The organism is Hyphomicrobium sp., from assembly GCF_047600905.1.
GTDB lineage: Bacteria > Pseudomonadota > Alphaproteobacteria > Rhizobiales > Hyphomicrobiaceae > Hyphomicrobium_B.
This window is the reverse complement of record NZ_JASGKD010000001.1, coordinates 1,234,861-1,252,523: the sequence shown is the minus strand read 5'-3', so window position 1 is coordinate 1,252,523 and position 17,663 is coordinate 1,234,861. Positions and strand designations below refer to the sequence as shown.

Genomic DNA, 17,663 nt, shown 5'->3' with positions numbered 1-17,663 from the left:
CAGAGGTTTTAGCCGAGACGATGCCGGAAATCATCGTAGCCAAATGACCGAAGGACCCTGATGGTTCCATCCTCGTTGAGGATTGCGAGGTCAGGCAGAGGGACGCCGTTGAACGTGTTATTCTTTACGAACGAATATTGCATCATATCGGTAAAAATGATCCGATCACCAACTTTCAACGGCTGGTCAAATGAGTATTCACCGATGATGTCGCCGGTCATGCACGTCTTGCCGCCAAGGATATAGCCGTGCGGCTTTTCGCCGGGTTCGCCTGCGCCGACGACCTTGGGCGTGTACGGCACCTCTAGAACATCCGGCATATGCGTCGAAGCGGACGCATCGAGAATGGCGATATTCTTATCGTTGTGATGCAGGCCAAGAACCGAACCGACAAGATAGCCTGTGTCGACCACCAGACCCGCGCCCGGCTCCAGCACGACGTCGACATTGAACTCCGTTCTGAATGCCTTGATGGCCGCGATCAGCTTCGCGATGTCGTAGCCCGGCTTGTTGATGAAATGACCGCCGCCGAAATTGACGGTCTTCACCCGCCGCACATAGTCGCCGAACTCCCGCCCCACGTGTTCGATGAGGCCGACAGAGCCCTCGTCTCCCGATTCGCACAAGGCATGCGTGTGCAGGATCTCGACCTCGTCCCACGGCACGCGGTCCAGCATGTCGCGCGTCGCACCGAAGCGTGAAAAGGGCGCGCACGGATCGTAAAGCGCGCCGCCGAGCGTGGCGTTCGAATAGCCCGGATTGATGCGGATCCCGATTTTGACGCCGGGGTGCTTCCGGATGACCGGCAAATGCTCGGTGAGCTGCTCAGGCGAATTAAAATAGATGTGCTGGGCAAGCTTCGTCAGCCGCTCGACCTCGCCCGGCGCGTAAGCCGGCGAATAGACATGGACTTCCTTGCCGAACTCATCGTGTCCGAGCCGGGCCTCGTATTCACCGCTGGCCGTTGTGCCGTCGAGCACCTCGCGCATCAGCGGGAAGGCCGCCGGAAGCGCAAACGATTTGGTCGCGAGCAGGATCTTGCAGCCCGCTTCGCGTTTGACCTCCGCCGCCCGCGCCAGATTGCGCTTTAGCGCCGCCGTGTCGAGCACATAGGACGGCGTGGCGATCGACTGCGCCCAATCGAAGGACTGCAAATTGAGTTTGGAAAGGTCGGACAATTCCGGTCACCGGCTGATGTTGAAAGCTAGTCGCGCGACACGCGAACCTCGCCCGCCGTCGCGCCGGGCCATTTGTAAACGAAGGTCAAATAGCCAAGCGACACGTATATGGCCGCAAATGCCAATCCGCCAAGGAGCGCCGATGCATCATAAAGGCTCAGTCCATGCAGCCAATCCGGCCGGACGTTGCCGAAACCCGGAATTTCGCTTGCGGGGTTTGAAAGCTTCGCCCACGCCGTCTCGGTTCCGAGCAGGAGGGCGTTGAGCCCAGCCGTCAGCGCGCCCATGAAAGCCAGACCGCAAGACAACAGGAAGAACGCGAGCAGGCGCAGCGAGATCGGCGCTTCCCTGAGGAAAAGCCACAGCCCGGCGATGTAAGCCGAGATCATCCCGAAGCTCACCGAAACGACAGAGATGACAAGCCCCGTCAGTTCGTTGCGGATTGAGAGAATCTCGGCTTCGCTCATCAGGTCTCGACCGCGAACAGTTTCTTCTGGTCGGATTTCTCGATCTCCTTGGCGTGCCATGGAAGACCTTGCTCGGCGAGTTCCTCCAGAAACGGCTCGGGCGGCAGCTGCTCGACGTTGAACACGCCCTGGCCCTTCCAGATGCCCTTGAACATCATGATCGCGCCGGTGACGGCCGGCACGCCGGTGGTATAGGACACCGCCTGAGCGCCGACTTCCTTGTTGGTTTCGGCGTGGTCGCAAACGTTCCAGATGATGTAGCGCTTCTTCTTGCCCTTCTTCTCGCCCTTGAGCACCACGCCGATCGACGTCTTGCCGGTGTAGTTCTCGGCAAGCGAGGAGGGGGCGGGCAGTACCGATTTCAGGAACTCCATCGGAACGACGGGTGTGCCCTTGTAGTCGACAGGATCGATCCGCGTCATGCCGACGTTCTGCAGCACTTCGAGATGCTTGATGTAGTTGTCCGAGAACGTCATCCAGAACCGGATCTGCTTCAGACCCTTGATGTTCTCGACCAGGCTTTCTTCTTCCTCGTGATAGATGAGGTAGGATTTGACCGGCCCGACTTCGGGGTAATCGATCATGGTATGGATCGACAGCGGATCGATTTCGATCCACTCGCCGTCCTTCCAGTATTTGCCGCGCTGCGTCACTTCCCGTAGGTTAATCTCGGGATTGAAGTTGGTCGCGAAAGCTTTGCCGTGGTTGCCGGCGTTGCAGTCGATGATGTCGATGGTGTGGATCTCGTCGTAAAGGTTCTCCTGCGCATAGGCGCAGAAGATATTCGTAACGCCCGGATCGAACCCGCAGCCGAGAACAGCCATCAGTCCTTTGGCCTTGAATTTCTCGTGGTACGGCCACTGGTATTTGTAGGTGAATTTCGCTTCCTCGCGCGGCTCGTAGTTGGCGGTGTCCATGTAGTGGACGCCGGCTTCAAGGCAGGCATCCATGATCGCCAGATCCTGGTAGGGAAGCGCCATGTTGATGACGAGATCGGGCTTGATCTCTTTCAGGAGCTTGACGGTATCGGCGACGACATCGGCGTCGAGCTGATGGATCTCGATCGGCGTCTTGCATTCGGCCTGGACCTTTTTGCAGCTCTCGAGACGGCGAGACGCGAGATGGATCTTCTTGAACACATCTCGGTTCATCGCGCACTTCTTGGCGACGACCGAGCCCGCAGCGCCTGCCCCGATAATGAGTACGTTGTCCAACGGCTGCTCCCAGAGTTGAAAGGCCGGTCCTGCCGGCTCCAGAAAGCGCGCAGAGAAAAATCGCGCTGGGGGCGGGAAATAGGGCAGACCGGCAACTAATTCAATACGTTCCGTTGTTTGCGGCCGCGAACGACGTCGAAGTCGATACAATTCCTGCAAAAAGAGAATTGTGACAGATTCTTTCCGGGTCGTTCACCGAGACGCGGACAGCTGGCGCCACAGGCCGCGGAAGCTCGTTCCTCAATCCGGAAGCCGGCCAAGCTCATAGATGGGGCAGACCGAACGCTGCTCCTCCGGCGGCCAGCCGTACTGGCCGAGATTGAGATCGGCCGCCTCAAAGCGGCGCAGGATCGCAAGCCGGGCCGGGCCGAGATCCTCCTCCTTAAGCCAATTGGCATGCGAAATGAAAAGTTTGGCGGCTGGCGCCAAGCAACGTCCGATGTTGGCGAAGAACATGCTCCGCTGTGCTTCGTTGCAATGATTGAGCACCGAAAAGGCGATGGCGTGGTCGAATATCCGGTCGATGGTCTTCAGCTCGAAATTCGCGAGTGCGACGATCGTCGGCCGCTTTTCTTCGAGACTGTTTTCGGCAATCAAGCGCTGGCCCGCTGAGACGAACGACGGATTGTAATCGAAGCCATAGTAATGGCCGGCATCGAGATAGCGGATGAAATGGACCCCTGCGCGCAACGGGCCACAGCCGATGTCGAGCAGATTGGAAGACGTTTGCAGGCCACCCGCCCGCAGCAGTTCGAGTTGGAAGCGCCCACGCGCATCCCACCCTTCGCTACCTCCGCCGAGATGCTGTTTGTAATCGCCCCGCGCGATGGCTTTTTCATCGAGCACAAGGTCCGTATACTTGCCGGCTGCAGCGCCCTTGGCGTTGGACAGGCGTTTCAAGACGCCGCGAAGCGTAATTACCCCCATTCGGATCATCCTGCGCCACTGACATACAGTTATCGGATTGACTTACGGCATGCGATTGCAGCAGGCATCCATCCTCGCAACATAGACTATCTTGCTGATCTTGGGAGCGAAATAAATATTGTGTCGCGCCGTCGCCTATGCTGCTGGAGCGCCCGACGCTTGCCTCGTTTATGACACTAGGATCAAGTTTTTGACGGAGAGCAAATCATCGGAGGATGGATGGCGGCGTGGAGCAATCCACTCATCGCACGGGGGCTAATGTACTTTGGCGCGATGCGGTTTCACACGTCTGGCGACGCACGCCTTCAGCCTTTGAGCTTTCGTGTAAAGAAGAAGGATGTGACGGCATTCGTCGATGCCGGCGCTCTTGAAGGCCGCCTCGATCGAATCGACGGGCATCGGCCGATTGATCGTATTTTCGTCATGGGATGCGGCCGCTCGGGTACGTGGTTGTTGACGGGGCTGATGTCGACGTTCAAGGACACTTGCGTCGTCGCCAAGGAAGTTCCGGTCGAGCTATTCGCACAGCTGACAACGACCGGGCGGACGCTCGTTTTGAAACGCAACAATGTCTCGTTTGAACGACTGTCCCAGATTCCCGCTCGCATTAAGATCGCCTACGCGATCCGGCATCCATTCGATGTTCTGACCAGCCACAATCCAACGAGCGCGCACGTCTATCATATCGACGTCGCGCGTTGGCTCGGTGAAATGTCGGCGCTGCGAGCAGCGCTCGAAGATGGCAGACAAAATTTTTGCATTATCCGCTACGAAGACTTGGCAGGTGATGCCGCGGGCGTTCAGAAAAAACTCGCCAATGAACTCGGCCTCGAAGTCGCATCCTCGGCCAGCGAACTCGCCTCAGTCTTCAAGCCGTCAGGCAAGGCCGAATCTGCAATGCACGGCTTGCGCGGCATCGATACCCGATCGCTGAACGTATATAAAAACGACCCCCAGCGGATCGCCTACCTGAGATCGATCAGGCCGCAACTCGGCGAGATGCTGGATTGGGTCGCCAAGCGGTTCAGCTACGATACGGCGCTGCCCTGATTGCCATGCTCATTTCTTTTTCTTGACGTCGATCCAGATAAAGCCGTCGCGGTTCGGCATTTTGACTTTGGGAAGGGTTTCGGCGGTCATCGGATCGCTTTCGCCGACCACCCTGTTTGCCGCCAGCAGATAGGCGGTAAGCTCATACGTCTGATCGGCCGACAGAGAGCCGGGCGCCGCGGGCGGCATGCTGCGAGAGATGAAGTCGAAAATCGTCGTTGCGAACGGCCAATAGGAGCCGATGGCTTTGTTCGGGTCGTCCGCCGTCGGAGGCTTCGGCCCACCGATCAGGTCTTCCGCTGTCGCGCCTTCACCGTGGTCGCCATGGCAGCTCGCGCATTTTTCCAGATAGAGCGCGCGGCCGTCTTTGGCGGTTCCGCTTCCGGATGGAAGTCCGCGTCCGTCGGGGAAAATCGTGCGATCCCACTTCGCGACTTCGCTTGCCGTCATGGGACGTCCGAGCTGCGGAGAGTTGCCGCTATGCTCCGCCGCCGTTGCCATTCCGAATGGCGCGGCAATCCCCAACACCAGCGCGAACTGCCTAAGCGTAGACATGCGTGATCTCGCCGTCTTCATCGATCGCCCAGCAGACGATGGCGTTGTAATGGAAATAGCCATTGCGGCCGCGTTCCTTCACCAGAACGTCGCGCTCCGGCTGGACGTATCCGGTCTCGTCCGTCGCTCGGCTTTTGAGGATTGTCGGTTTGCCGTCCCACTTCCACGGGCTGCGAAAGCGGGTGAAGCATTGCGCCATGACGGGGTCTTCAAGATGAGAAGTCCGCCCATGATTTGCCGCCGTCCGCCGAAACTTCGACCTTCGCGATTTTGCCGCGCCCGCTCCACGCCAGCCCGCGAATTTCATAGACGTCCGGGCCGTACATTTTCTGTCCCGGCGACGGCGACGTGATGAGCGACTTGGCGTCCATGACGAACGTGAACATCCGCGCCTTGCCCGACGGCAGCAGATCCGTGTACTTCGCCGTTTCGTTGCGGGTCATCGACGGCTCGTCGGTCACGTGCAGGCGCCGAAGCCATTTGACGTTGGTTATTCCTTCCCACCCCGGCACGATCAGCCGCATCGGATAGCCGTTCTCCGGCCGAAGTCGTTCGCCGTTCTGATAAAGGCCGATGAAAGCATCCTCGACGAGCTTGGAAACCGGCAGGCTGACGTTCAGAAGACCTGCGTCGGCGCCCTCTGTGATAACCCACGATGCCTTCGCGTCGATGCCTGCTTCATCGAGGAGGATCGACAGCGGAACGCCGGTCCACTCCGAGCACGAAACGAGCCCATGGAACGCGCCGACCGGTCGCTGAATAGGCTCTTCATGCCATCCGGCGTTGCTGTTGCCGCCGCACTCGATAAAGAGAAAGCGCGATCGCATCGGATAGCGCAGCAGGCTCTCGACGCTGAATTCAAGCGGTTGCCGAACGAGACCGTGAATGACGAGGCGGTGCTGCGCCGGATCGATGGCCGGCACACCGTCATGGTGACGCTCGAAATGCAATCCGCTGGGCGTTACGATGCCCTCGAGGTCTTCGAGCGGCGTCCACGACACGCCATCGCCCGCGGGATGGCGATTGCCCCCGATATTGCGGATGACATATTTTTCATAAGGCGACGGTTGGCCGTATGTAGTGAAGGGGCCGCCGGTTTCGTGCAGCCACGAAGGATCGGCGGGATCTTGCGTTTTTGTTGCTGTCTCGTTGGCGCGCAGAGCCGGCGCAGCGCTCGATGCGGTCGCCAGCGCTAAGCCAGCCTTGAGAAAAAGGCGGCGGTGCAACAGCCCACCGCCCGCGACAGGCGTCAACTCATCGTCTGAGAATTTGCCGGCCATGCGGCCGACTCTCTCTGGTCAGGACTGGCTCGGAGTCGAGTGGCCGCTGAATTGCGTTCCGGCTGAATCCTCAGCCTTGACGGCCATCTCGTCGGAAGGATTGCCCTGATACGTGAAGCGGAAGTTCGGGTCTTCACTTATCGAGATGCCGCCTTCCATGCTGAAGATCAGCTTGCCTCCGGTCGTCACAGATAGCTTGTCGATGAAGCGCGCCGGCGGATAGGCATGTGTGATCTGATCCATGGCCATGCCGGACGTATTGGGATGCTTCAGCATCACCTGTGCGACTTCGCTGCCGTCCTCTTTCGCGACAGCGGTCTTGATGTGCATCTTGCCCATCGTCTTGGCGGCTTCTTCAGCGTCTTTGCTGGCCGGCGCCGAGCATCCGCCCGACGCCTTGACGAAGGCGGTGGTCATGTAAAGCTTGTTGTCGTTTGTTTCCGCGATCGCCCGGACGTCGGAATATTGGTCGACGCGAACGCGCGTCGCAAGCATCCGCTCCCCGTTTCCGGCCGCGTCGCCGTAGTTGAACGTTGCGACCACCGGTGACGGGTTCTGATCGATGATGAGCGTCAAGCTCTTGACGCCTGCCGCAAAAGCAGCGGGCATGCGCACCGTAATCGGAACCGTCGCGGCGTCCTCGGCTCGCACCGGAGCTTCGAGAACGATCTTGCCCGCTCCATCGAGAATCTCGCGCTGGCCGAACGCGTCTTTTCGAATCCCGTCCCACGCGCTGGGGTTGGCGACGGTCGGACTGCCGTCTTCCGCGAGCGCGCCAAAACTCATCGCCGCGACCAGCACGGCCGTTCCGAAAATGCCGCCTAGAGCCTTCCGCATTGTTTCCTCGCTCGCCGCCTTTCAGGCGGTCTTGTGCGCCACGTAAGCCAAATCTGAAATATAATACTACACTAACATGGGGATCAGGTCATCTTTTGCGAGTGGGGAGCCACGCCTCTCACTCGGATACGCCTAACCTCAGGCGTTCGTTACGAATTCGAGCAGAGCGCTGTGGAGGTTAGGCTACCGCCACCCGACCAAGCCACGCCCGCCAGCCGCCAAACCCCGTTATGTCCTCGGCGCCGACGATGGCGTGGCTCTCGCAAAGGAACCCTTTGACCCGCCGACCATCCTCGAGCACCAGCGTTCCGATTCCGAGAGGTGCGGGGATGAGCGCCACGAACGAACCGAAGGCGGCGTCGTCCATTTCCCAGATTTCAACTTCGATGGCTCCCGGCCCCGTGCCTTCGTAAACGAGGCCCGGCTTCGGCGGCGACGTGCCGGGAAGCGCATAAAGCCGGTAGCCAGCCGCTGTGCGTGATGTTTCGCGAAAGATAGCCCCGCGCTCGGTCAGTTGGCTGTTGAGCGGCTGCCCTGAAAGGTGGGCGCCGACGACCGCAACCTCGACGGTCTTCTTTTTGGCCGGCCTGACGGCGACCCGCACCGTATCGTCGAGCGCCGTCTCCGTGGCTCCGATCTTGGCTCCGAGCAAGGCACGGTGAACCGCATCGCCGATCGTCGCGAGCTTGCCGTCCGAGAATGCCCTGCCGATCAGGGTGACGCCGAACGGAATGCCATCGTCTCGAAAACCCGCCGGGATGGCGAGCGCCGCGAGGTCGAGAAGGTTGACGAAATTCGTATAGGCGCCGAGGTTCGAGTTGAGCCGGACCGGATCTGCCAGCATATCGTTGATCTTGTAGGTCGTGCCCGCCGTCGGCAAAACCATGACGTCCATGCGCTTCCACTCGGCGTCCGCTGCCCGGCGAAGCTCGGCCAGACGGTAGAAGCTTTCGAATGTCTGCAGGGCCGTCTTCGCCCTTCCGCCACGAATGATGCCGGCAACGACCGGATTGAGATCATGCTCCGCTAAATCGTCGGTCGCAAAGAGCCGCTCGGCAACCCATGGGCCGTCGTAGAGCATCGCCGCGGTATCGCGAAATGGCGTGTAGTTGAACGGGGTGATTTCGACACCTAGTCCCGCCAGCCGATCGATGGTGTGGTGATAGAGCCGCCGGTACTCGCTGTCCTCAAAGAACGAAAGCGGAGAATTCGGCACGCCGACCTTCAGCGGCCTCCCGACGCTCTCGACCGCGAATGGCGGCGCGTCCGCGCGTGAAAAGCAATCGTCCTTGTCGTACCCGGCGGCCGCCGATGCAACTTTCGCAGCGTCGGCGACGGTCAGCGCGAAAATCGAGACGACGTCCTGGCTCTTGCACGCCGGCACCACGCCGTGCGTCGAGATCAGGCCCTTCGTCGGTTTCATTCCGACGATATTGTTGAATGCCGCGGGCACCCGTCCCGAGCCCGCCGTATCGGTGCCCAACGAAAAAGAGACGAGCCCGCTCGCGACGACGACCGCCGATCCGGAGCTGGAACCGCCCGATATATAAACTGGGTCAAAGACACTCGTCGGAATGCCGTATGGCGAACGCGTGCCGTTGAGTCCCGTCGCGAACTGATCGAGGTTCGTTTTCCCGATCAGGATGGCCCCGGCGGCTTCGAGACGCTCGACCACCGTCGCCGACCGTTCGGGCGTATAGGCGAAGACCGGGCAGGCGCACGTCGTCGGCATGCCGGCGACGTCGATGTTGTCCTTGACCGCGAACGGAATGCCGTAAAGCGGTCCGCGCGGCGCCCGGCGCGCACGATCCTTTGCCGCTTCCTTGTCGACAAGCGCGATCCAGTCGGGGTGAACACCCTTGGCGTGGATGCGCGCATAGATCTCGTCGATGACGGCCTCGGGCGTGGTCTTGTTCGCTTCGTAAAGTACGGCGAGATTGTCGATATCGAGCGATAGGATCACGCCGTCGCCTCCGCCTGCGGTTCCTTCAGGATGACCAACGTCTGGCCGAGCGCGACGGGTTTGCCCTCCGCGCACCGCACCTCATGAACGATGCCGCTCGCGGGCGCCGGAACGGCCATCTCCATTTTCATCGATTCCACGATGATCAGCGTCTCGCCCTCATTCACGACTTTGCCCGGCTCGACCATGACCTTCCAGACACTCCCCGGCACCGGACTTTCGACCGCGGTGGCTCCCGGCGGCAACTCCGCCTCGCCGCCGAGATCGTCAACGTCGTCCGGAGCGCTCGGCGCACCCTCTTGATCGCTTTGCTGCCACCGCGCCCGCTCGGCTTCGAAAGCCGCCTGCTGGCGCGATTTGAACGCCGCGATAGTTTCGGCATTTTCGGCGACAAAGGCATGATAGTCCTTGAGGCGAAATGTCGTGGGCTCGATTTTGACACCGGCCTGGCCTTCCAGGAAGCCGTCGCGGAACGTCAAAAGTTCCTCGCTGGAAACCGGGTAGAAGCGGATCTGGTCGAAAAACCGCAACAGCCACGGTGAACCTTTTTCGAATGCCGCCGTCGTCCGGTAGGTGTTCCAGACTTGGCAGGTCCGGCCGAAGAGCTGATAGCCGCCGGGCCCCTCCATGCCGTAGATGCACATGTAGGCGCCGCCGATGCCGACGACGTTGTCCGGCGTCCAGGTGCGTGCCGGATTGTACTTGGTCGTGACGAGGCGATGGCGCGGGTCGATCGGCGTCGCAACCGGCGCGCCGAGGTAGACGTCGCCAAGCCCCAGCACGACATACGTCGCCTCGAAAACGATGCGCTTCACCTCTTCGATGGATTGAAGCCCGTTGATGCGCCGGATGAACTCGATGTTCGACGGACACCACGGCGCATCGGGGCGAACGCCCTGCATGTACTTGTCGATCGTCTTCTGCACGGCCGCATCATTCCACGATAGCGGCAGATGGACGATGCGCGACGGCACTTCGATATCGCTGAGGTCGTTGAGCGTATCTTCGATGACCGAAAGCTCCGCCAGCAAATCTTCAAGCGGCAGCACGGCGCCGTCATAGTGGATTTGAAGCGAACGGATGCCGGGCGTCAGATCTAGGATGCCGCCAAGCTTCTTTTTTTCTAGAGCCGTCATCAGCGCGTGCGCGCGGAATCGCAATGTGAAATCGAGAATGATCGGGCCGTATTCGACCAGCATATAAGCGTCGCCTGCCCGCCGGTAGACGACTTGCGGCTTGTCGCCGGAGGCCTCTCGGCCTCCGATCACGCAATCGTCGGCGCCCCACTTGTCATTCGGAAACGTCGGAGCGGCGACGGACTTCAATGCTGACAGTTCGGCACTTTGCTTTGCAAGACGCGCTGCTGCGGCGGCCGGCGTCAGCCGCACGAAACGAACTTTGTCGCCGGGCCTCAGCTGGCCCATTTTCCAAAGCTCTGCTTGTACGATGGTCGCCGGGCAGACGAATCCGCCGAGCGACGGCCCATCCGGTCCGAGGATCACCGGCATGTCGCCGGTGAAGTCGATCGTGCCGATGGCGTACGCATTGTCGTGAATGTTGCTCGGATGCAGGCCCGCTTCGCCGCCATCCGTCCGCGCCCACACGGGCTTCGGCCCGATCAGCCGGATGCCGGTCGGATTGGAATTGTAATGCACTTCCCAATCGGCCGAAAAAAACGTGTCGATGTATTCCGGCGCGAAGAAATCCGGAGCGCCGTGCGGCCCGTAGAGAACGCCGATTTCCCACGCGTGCGTCAGATGCGGCTTGAGATCGGCATCGAGGTTCGTCGCCGGGTTCGCTCCTGCATCCTTGCCGATGTGCAGCACGTCGCCCGTCATGAGCACGCGTCCGCCATGGCCGCCGAATTTGCCGAGCGTGAACGTCGACTTGCTGCCGAGATACGACGGCACGTCGATGCCGCCGCGCACGCCGATGTACGCCCGCACGCCCGGCCCTTTGACGCCGCCGATCTTCAGGACTTGCCCGGTTTTCACTGCGAAGGGCTGCCAGTAGGCGACCGGCGATCCGTCGAGTGTTGCAGCAAGCTCGGCGCCGCCGAGGCAAACCGTCGTGTCGGTGTTGAAGCGCAGCGTTGGGCCCGCGAGTGTCGTCTCGACCGTCGCCGCGTTTTCATCGTTGCCGAGCAGCCGATTGACGAGCCGATGCGACAGCGGGTCCATTGGTCCGGACGGAGGCACGCCGACCGCCCAATAACCGATACGGCCCGGCCAGTCCTGGATCGTCGTCTGAGTTCCCGGCGACAGCACTTCGATGGTGTCGGCCTTATAAACGTAGGTCTGTAGCGTCCGCGTCAGCATCTGACCTGCGCCGAACACCTCCGAGCGCGACAGCTGCCGCAAATAATCGAGGTTGGTTTCGAGTCCGCCGATCCGAGTTTCGTCAAGCGAGGTTTGCAGTCGCGAAAGAGCTTCCCCGCGCGATGCGCCCTTGACGATGATCTTCGCGATCATCGGGTCATAGAACGGCGACACTTCGGAGCCGCTCTGCACCCATGTTTCGATCCGAGTCTCGGGCGGCCACGCGACGTCCGTCAGGCGGCCCGAACTCGGGCGGAAGTCGCGGCCTGGATCTTCGGCGTAAAGCCGGACCTGAATGGAAGCGCCTTTCGGCACGATCGTCTCTTGCTTGGGAAGCTGCAGTTCGCCCGCCGCCTGCCGGACCATCCACTCGACGAGATCGACGCCGACGACTTCTTCCGTCACGCCGTGCTCGACCTGCAGGCGCGTGTTGACTTCGAGGAAATAGAATTCGTTCGTCTCGGCGTCGTAGAGATATTCGACGGTGCCGGCGCTTTCGTAATTGACCGATTGTCCGAGCCTGCGCGCTGTGTCCCAAAGCGCCGCCCGCGTTGCCTCTGGCAAATTGGGAGCGGGCGTCTCTTCGATGACTTTCTGGTTGCGCCGCTGCGCCGAACAATCGCGTTCGCCGAGCGAAACGACGTTGCCCTTACCGTCGCCGAAAATCTGCACTTCGATATGCCGCCCGCGCGCGACATACTTCTCGATGAAAATGCCCGCATCCTTGAAGTTGTTGCGGGCGAGGCGTTCGACACGCTCATACATCGGCGTCAGTTCTTCCGCAGAAGATACGAGCTGCAACCCGATGCCGCCGCCGCCCGCCGTGCTCTTGATCATTACCGGATAGCCGATGCGCTGGGCTTCGGCCTTCGCGTGCTCGATGTCGCGGATGAGACCCGATCCTGGCGCCAGCGGGACGTTTGCCGCTTCCGCCAGTTCACGCGCCTTGTGCTTCAGGCCGAACGCCCGCATGTGCTGCGGCTTCGGACCGATGAACGCGATGCCCGCCTTTTCGCAGGCTTCGGCGAAGTCGGGATTTTCCGAAAGAAACCCATAGCCAGGATGGATGGCTTCGGCGCCGGTCTTCTTCGCAGCTTCCAGGATGGCGTCGTATTTCAAATAGCTTTCGGCAGCGGGGGAGGGGCCGATCGCGACCGCCTCTCCTGCCTGCATCACGTGCATCGAATGCCGGTCCGCTTCCGAATAGACCGCGACGCTCTGAATTCCCATCCGGTCAAGTGTCCGGATGATGCGGCAGGCGATGGCGCCGCGATTGGCGATCAGCACTTTGCGAAACATGCGCCTCACGCCCCCTTCGCCCAGATCAGCACTTCAATCGGCGTCGGATTGTAGGCGTTGCACGGATTGTTGAGCTGCGGGCAGTTCGAGATCAGTACGATGACGTTCATATGCGCGGTCATCTCGACGTATTTGCCGGGCGCCGACAAACCATCCTCGAACGTCAGGCCGCCATCGGGCGTCACAGGCACGTTCATGAAGAAATTGATGTTGTGCCCGATGTCGCGTTTCGACAGTCCGTATTGCTCGTTTTCCGCGATCGCCAGCATGTAGCTGTCGCGGCAGGCGTGCATCGATTTCTTTTCGAGCGCATAGCGGACCGTGTTGCTTTCGGTGGCGCACGCACCCCCGAGCGTATCGTGACGGCCGACGGTATCGGCGCTGATCGTCAGCATCGGACGGCAGCGATCCGACAGCAGCACGGTTCCGGCCGTCAGATAGATGTTGCCCTGCTCGCGAATGGTGTCGGACGCCGAATAGCGCTCGCCGGGATCATCGGCATTGAAAAAAAGCGTATCGGCCGCCTGGTTGCCTTCCAGATCGAGAATGCGGAACGTCTCGCCTTTGCGGACGACGTGCATCCAATAATCGCCGGCGGGAACGATGCGCCGATAGATCGCGTCGGCATCTTTGAAGCTGCTCTCCTTGATCATCAGTGCGCCTCCTCGCAGCAGCCGGCGAGAAAGATCCGGTTGTTTTCGAAGCCCCGGCCGTTCTCGGGCCGCGAGAGGCGGGCGGGATCGTCGTCGGCTGCGGGCGGTCCTTCGAAAATCTCGAACTGCGCGCCTTTGCGCGGATAGCTGTTCGCCGGATTGAACGGATGCGGACAGGTATGGAACAGGACCAGCGTTTCCATCTCGAAGCGCAGTTCCACCTGCGCCCCCGCTTTAGCGACGGTGGTGTCGAGCGACGTCGCCCCATCGTCCGCGACCACGATCTTGCTGAACCAGTTGACGTTGGCGGCGAGGTCCCGCCGCGTCAGGCCGTACTTCGAGCCCTCGACAAGGAAGCTGTCGTGACCGTTCTGCTGCCAGTCGTTGCGCGCGGTCTGATAGCTTTTCTCGCCCCACTTGCGCGTGACGGTGGCCTTCGTCGTGTTGCCCGAGACCGTTTCGTGCCAGCCGAACGTGTCGCCGACGATCGAGCAGAAGATGCGGCCCATGTCCGAATAGAGGCAATGGCCCGTTGTCAGCTTGAACGTGTGCTGGCACTTCAGCGTATCGGGCGCATTGTAGCGTTCGAGCAGGTTCTGCGGATTGTAGAACAGCATGCCGATATTGGCGCCGCCTTCGACGTCCGTTAGCCTGAGCCGCATGTTCCGCCGCATCAGCAGCGACCAGTGCTTACCTCCGGGTAGCGTATCGGTGTAGACGAGGTTCCCCATTTCAAATCCCAACGCAGAGCGCCGTTGTCCCTGCGCCTCAGTCCGGGTCGTCCCGGGTTGACGATAGCCGCCATGGGTCGTCCCACGCGGAGACGTGAAAGCTTAGGGTCGCGGGGTCGGCTGAGGCGGGCTCAGTGACGTCGCGACTTTTGGCGGCCAGATCTCGATGTCTTTGGTGATCGTCGCGCCCTTGGGCAGCAACGCCCCATTGATGCTCGGAGTGATATCGGCCGAGAGACGCGACCCGTAGCGCTCGGCTTCTTCCGGCCGGTTGCGCGGCCGCTCGAACGCAATGATGCGCGTGCCGAGCTCGAAGGCTTCTCTGAGATCGTGCGTCACCATCACGACAGTCAGCTCCGATTCATTCCAGATCTTCCGCATCAGGACGTGGATGTCGGCGCGAATGCCCGGATCGAGCGCGCCGAACGGCTCATCGAGCAGCAGGATCTTCGGCCGCCGCATCAGCGCCTGAGCGAGCGCCAGCCGCTGCTGCATGCCGCCCGAAAGCGCTGCCGGATATTTGTCTTCGTGCCCCGAAAGGCCAACAGCCGATAGAAGTGCGCGGCCTTCTTCCTCGGCCTGCTTGCGCTTGCGCCCGAACAGGCGGCCAAGGCCGCCGGCCTTCTCGAACTCACGCCCGATGATGACGTTGCCGAGCACGGTGAGATGCGGAAACACGGAATAGCGCTGGAATACCACGCCGCGATCGGAATCGGGCTCGGGCTTCAGCGGTTGGCCGGCAACCGTGATGCTGCCGCGTGTCGGCGTTTCTTCGCCCAGCAGCATGCGCAGGAATGTCGTCTTGCCGCATCCGGACGGGCCGACGAGCGCCACGAACGCGCGCGGTGCGATGTTGAGGTCGATCTGTTCCAGTACGACGTGGTCGCCGTATTCTTTCCAGACTTTGTCGAAGACAATTGCGTTCATTGCGTCCTCGCCTGAGCAAACCAGGGGAACGCCTTGCGTTGAAGGATGCGCAAACCAAGATCCATGAGAAAGGCGAGCAGGGTGATCCAGGCCACGTAGGGCAGGATCACATCCATCGACAGATAGCGTCGCACCAGGAAGATGCGATATCCGAGACCGGAATCCGCGGCGATGGCTTCTGCCGCGATCAGGAACAGCCACGCCGGTCCGATCTCGAAGCGGACGGAATCGATCAACCGCGGCACCGTTTGAGGCAGCACGACGCGCAGCGCAATCTGCATGCTCGAAGCCCCGAGCGTTTGCGCCTTGATCAGCTGTTCACGCGGAATGTCCTGGACCCGAAGCGCGATATCGCGAATGAGCTTCAGCGACGTGCCGACGACGATCAGCGTGATTTTCGACGCTTCGCCTAGCCCCATGACGATGAATAGGATCGGCAGCAACGCCAGCGGCGGCACCATTGATAGCACCGCGATCACTGGCCCGAAGGTCGCTCCCGCCACCGGCAGCAAGCCAAGCACGATGCCGAGAACGAGCGCGATGATCGTCGAAATCGCGAGGCCCGTGACGAGCCGCGTCAAGCTCGCAGTCGTGTCTTCCCAGAGCAGATAGTCTCCGGTTCGGGCATCGGGCTGCAACGCATAGGCCTCGATAGCCTCGCCCATTTTCGAAAAACTCGGCAGAAGCTTATCGTTCGGATTTTCCGCCAGCCGGATGCCCGAGCCCATAACGTAGGCGAGGCAGAGAAGAACGAATGGCAGGAAAGCGAGCGTGTAGCGCCACGTTCGGTCGGGACGATAATTGATTGCGCGCATCGCGTTTCGCCTTCCTGCGATCGTTTCGATGATGAGAAGCCGGGACGAACTCAGAGCTTGCCGTCCGCGGCTTCCTTCATGTACGTCGCGTCGTAGCGGAACTTGACGTTGCCGGTGTCGCCAAAGACGGTTTTGTCCGGAAATTCGACGCCGATCGCGCCTTCCGATTTCGCGTCCTTGCCGAGCAGCGATTTCTCGAACAGGAACTTCGAAACGAGTTCCGTCGTCTTCTTCAGATCTCCGCTGGTGGTGAAGGCGACAGCGTCCTTGGGATCCGAGAATAGCTTGGTGGTTGCGAGCTGCTCGTCGAAGCCTTTGAGATCGGTGCCCGACGCCTTGGCCATGGCCTCCTTCGAAGCCGTGCCGTCCTTCATCGTCGCAAGCGTCTCATACCAGATGCCGGCAAGAGCCTTCGCGAACTTCGGATTGTCCTTGAGAACGTTCGTATTCACGACCATGAGGTCGATGATCTCGCCGGGAATTTGCGAGCTGTCGAAAACCTTATGCGCATCGGGCGATTCAAGGATCGTCGAGACGATCGGCTTCCAGGTCACGACCGCCGTGACGTCTTGCGTCTTGTAGACGGCGGCCATGTCGGCGTCGGACGTATTGACGACCTTCAGGTCCTTCTCGGCGAGGCCGACCGTCGGCAGCGCGCGGGCGAGCAGGTAGTGCGAGACGGAGAATTCGACGAGATTGACGTTCTGGCCTTTGATGTCGGCAAGCTTGTCTTTGTTCTTCAGGATGATGGCGTCATTGCCGTTCGAGAAGTCGCCGACGATGACAGCCGTCGTGTCGACGCCGCCCGCCGCCGGAATGGAAAGCGCATCCATGTTCGTCACGGTCACCGCGTCGAACGAGCCGGCAGTGTATTGGTTGATCGATTCAACGTAGTCGTTGAACTGTTTGACCTCGATGTTGATGCCGTATTTGTCGGCCCATTTTTTCACGATGCCGGAGTCTGCAGCATATCCCCACGGCATCCAGCCGACATAGATCGACCAGGCGACCTTGAAGTCTTTTTTCTCGGCTGCGTCAGCGGACGACAGGGCAAGCCCCATCACGGCCGCGGCGCCAATTACAGCTTTCAGTATCGTCTTGACGGAAGAGCCCATCGCTAACCCCTGTCCTTGTCCTGTCCACTCAATCGGACCGCGAGGAACATCGAGACAGCGAACGGTGGGGTCCTCGAATACGCGCGGGAAGCATGCGCAGAGGGAGGCCTGTCCGTTCGAGAGCCGAGGCAACTCGCGGTGTAGGTCTCCCGGGCTTTTATCCCGCCGTGGCTCCGCCTTGCGTCGTTCGCAAAACGGGAGAGCCTCTCTCGGACCTGACGCTTGGGAAGCCGGAACCCTAGAGGCGTTATGCCTGAGGCAATGCACGCCGCGTGCCATTGCCCGAGCGCGGAGAAATCACAGCTTTTTTCCCGTTGAATGCGCCGAAGTTGCC

The 17,663-nt window shown here is 60.7% G+C and carries 14 protein-coding genes, 1 pseudogene and 1 riboswitch; of the genes and pseudogenes, 1 reads left to right on the top strand and 14 read right to left on the bottom strand.

Going from position 1 to position 17,663, the window contains the following annotated elements:
* Positions 1–8 precede the first annotated feature (8 nt).
* The 4 genes from nspC to QM780_RS06155 all read right to left on the bottom strand — a co-directional run bounded on the left by nspC (position 9) and on the right by QM780_RS06155 (position 3,786).
* On the bottom strand, positions 9–1,178 hold the full coding sequence (nspC, locus tag QM780_RS06170) for a carboxynorspermidine decarboxylase (protein WP_415069604.1): 1,170 nt from the start codon (positions 1,176–1,178) through the stop codon (positions 9–11).
* Between the two features lie 26 nt (positions 1,179–1,204).
* Positions 1,205–1,645: a hypothetical protein gene (locus QM780_RS06165; protein ID WP_415069603.1), complete on the bottom strand. Its 441-nt coding sequence runs from the start codon at positions 1,643–1,645 to the stop codon at positions 1,205–1,207.
* A complete protein-coding gene (locus QM780_RS06160) occupies positions 1,645–2,859 on the bottom strand; it encodes a saccharopine dehydrogenase family protein (RefSeq protein WP_415069602.1) in 1,215 nt (404 codons plus the stop codon). Before QM780_RS06160 ends, QM780_RS06165 begins: the two co-directional genes overlap by 1 nt.
* A gap of 240 nt (positions 2,860–3,099) precedes the next feature.
* Complete coding sequence (locus tag QM780_RS06155) at positions 3,100–3,786, bottom strand: class I SAM-dependent methyltransferase (RefSeq protein WP_415069601.1); 687 nt, start codon at positions 3,784–3,786, stop codon at positions 3,100–3,102.
* Between the two features lie 219 nt (positions 3,787–4,005).
* On the opposite strand from QM780_RS06155, the gene QM780_RS06150 reads away from it, so the two are divergent.
* On the top strand, positions 4,006–4,836 hold the full coding sequence (locus QM780_RS06150; protein WP_415069600.1) for a hypothetical protein: 831 nt from the start codon (positions 4,006–4,008) through the stop codon (positions 4,834–4,836).
* 9 nt (positions 4,837–4,845) lie between these two features.
* Here QM780_RS06150 and QM780_RS06145 read toward each other — a convergent pair whose 3' ends face one another.
* From QM780_RS06145 to QM780_RS06100, 10 genes and pseudogenes are all read right to left on the bottom strand, one after another.
* The gene (locus tag QM780_RS06145; RefSeq protein WP_415069599.1) at positions 4,846–5,391 is read right to left on the bottom strand and encodes a c-type cytochrome; all 546 of its coding nucleotides are present in this window, start codon (positions 5,389–5,391) and stop codon (positions 4,846–4,848) included.
* Positions 5,378–6,671: pseudogene (gene soxC / locus QM780_RS06140) on the bottom strand (sulfite dehydrogenase). Before soxC ends, QM780_RS06145 begins: the two are co-directional and overlap by 14 nt.
* Positions 6,672–6,689: 18 nt before the next feature.
* A complete protein-coding gene (locus QM780_RS06135) occupies positions 6,690–7,508 on the bottom strand; it encodes a quinoprotein dehydrogenase-associated SoxYZ-like carrier (RefSeq protein ID WP_415069598.1) in 819 nt (272 codons plus the stop codon).
* A 178-nt stretch (positions 7,509–7,686) separates the two neighbouring features.
* Positions 7,687–9,471 carry an allophanate hydrolase gene (atzF, locus tag QM780_RS06130; RefSeq protein ID WP_415069597.1) on the bottom strand — a complete coding sequence of 595 codons (1,785 nt, stop codon included), beginning with the start codon at positions 9,469–9,471 and terminating at the stop codon, positions 7,687–7,689.
* On the bottom strand, positions 9,468–13,088 hold the full coding sequence (uca, locus tag QM780_RS06125; protein ID WP_415069596.1) for an urea carboxylase: 3,621 nt from the start codon (positions 13,086–13,088) through the stop codon (positions 9,468–9,470). Before uca ends, atzF begins: the two co-directional genes overlap by 4 nt.
* 5 nt (positions 13,089–13,093) lie before the next feature.
* Positions 13,094–13,741: an urea amidolyase associated protein UAAP2 gene (locus QM780_RS06120; protein WP_415069595.1), complete on the bottom strand. Its 648-nt coding sequence runs from the start codon at positions 13,739–13,741 to the stop codon at positions 13,094–13,096.
* Entirely contained in the window at positions 13,741–14,472 is a 732-nt protein-coding gene (locus QM780_RS06115; RefSeq protein ID WP_415069594.1) for an urea amidolyase associated protein UAAP1, read from the bottom strand. Before QM780_RS06115 ends, QM780_RS06120 begins: the two co-directional genes overlap by 1 nt.
* A 102-nt stretch (positions 14,473–14,574) precedes the next feature.
* Positions 14,575–15,399 (bottom strand): ABC transporter ATP-binding protein, encoded by an 825-nt coding sequence (locus QM780_RS06110; RefSeq protein ID WP_415069593.1) that lies wholly within the window; start codon positions 15,397–15,399, stop codon positions 14,575–14,577.
* Positions 15,396–16,214, bottom strand: a complete 819-nt coding sequence (locus tag QM780_RS06105; protein ID WP_415069592.1) for an ABC transporter permease — start codon at positions 16,212–16,214, stop codon at positions 15,396–15,398. The genes QM780_RS06110 and QM780_RS06105 overlap by 4 nt, the downstream gene beginning before the upstream one ends.
* Positions 16,215–16,264: 50 nt before the next feature.
* Entirely contained in the window at positions 16,265–17,275 is a 1,011-nt protein-coding gene (locus tag QM780_RS06100) for a putative urea ABC transporter substrate-binding protein (RefSeq protein WP_415071978.1), read from the bottom strand.
* 198 nt (positions 17,276–17,473) lie between these two features.
* A riboswitch (guanidine-I (ykkC/yxkD leader) is annotated at positions 17,474–17,582 on the bottom strand.
* Positions 17,583–17,663 lie beyond the last annotated feature (81 nt).

Excerpts from the sequence above, each read along its gene's own strand:
- QM780_RS06135 (WP_415069598.1), bottom strand. The coding sequence starts at position 7,508 with ATGCGGAAGGCTCTAGGCGGCATTTTCGGAACGGCCGTGCTGGTCGCG.
- QM780_RS06165 (WP_415069603.1), bottom strand. The coding sequence starts at position 1,645 with ATGAGCGAAGCCGAGATTCTCTCAATCCGCAACGAACTGACGGGGCTT.
- QM780_RS06110 (WP_415069593.1), bottom strand. The coding sequence starts at position 15,399 with ATGAACGCAATTGTCTTCGACAAAGTCTGGAAAGAATACGGCGACCAC.
- uca (WP_415069596.1), bottom strand. The coding sequence starts at position 13,088 with ATGTTTCGCAAAGTGCTGATCGCCAATCGCGGCGCCATCGCCTGCCGC.
- QM780_RS06145 (WP_415069599.1), bottom strand. The coding sequence starts at position 5,391 with ATGTCTACGCTTAGGCAGTTCGCGCTGGTGTTGGGGATTGCCGCGCCA.
- QM780_RS06105 (WP_415069592.1), bottom strand. The coding sequence starts at position 16,214 with ATGCGCGCAATCAATTATCGTCCCGACCGAACGTGGCGCTACACGCTC.
- QM780_RS06155 (WP_415069601.1), bottom strand. The coding sequence starts at position 3,786 with ATGGGGGTAATTACGCTTCGCGGCGTCTTGAAACGCCTGTCCAACGCC.
- QM780_RS06150 (WP_415069600.1), top strand. The coding sequence starts at position 4,006 with ATGGCGGCGTGGAGCAATCCACTCATCGCACGGGGGCTAATGTACTTT.
- QM780_RS06120 (WP_415069595.1), bottom strand. The coding sequence starts at position 13,741 with ATGATCAAGGAGAGCAGCTTCAAAGATGCCGACGCGATCTATCGGCGC.
- QM780_RS06115 (WP_415069594.1), bottom strand. The coding sequence starts at position 14,472 with ATGGGGAACCTCGTCTACACCGATACGCTACCCGGAGGTAAGCACTGG.
- QM780_RS06100 (WP_415071978.1), bottom strand. The coding sequence starts at position 17,275 with ATGGGGCTTGCCCTGTCGTCCGCTGACGCAGCCGAGAAAAAAGACTTC.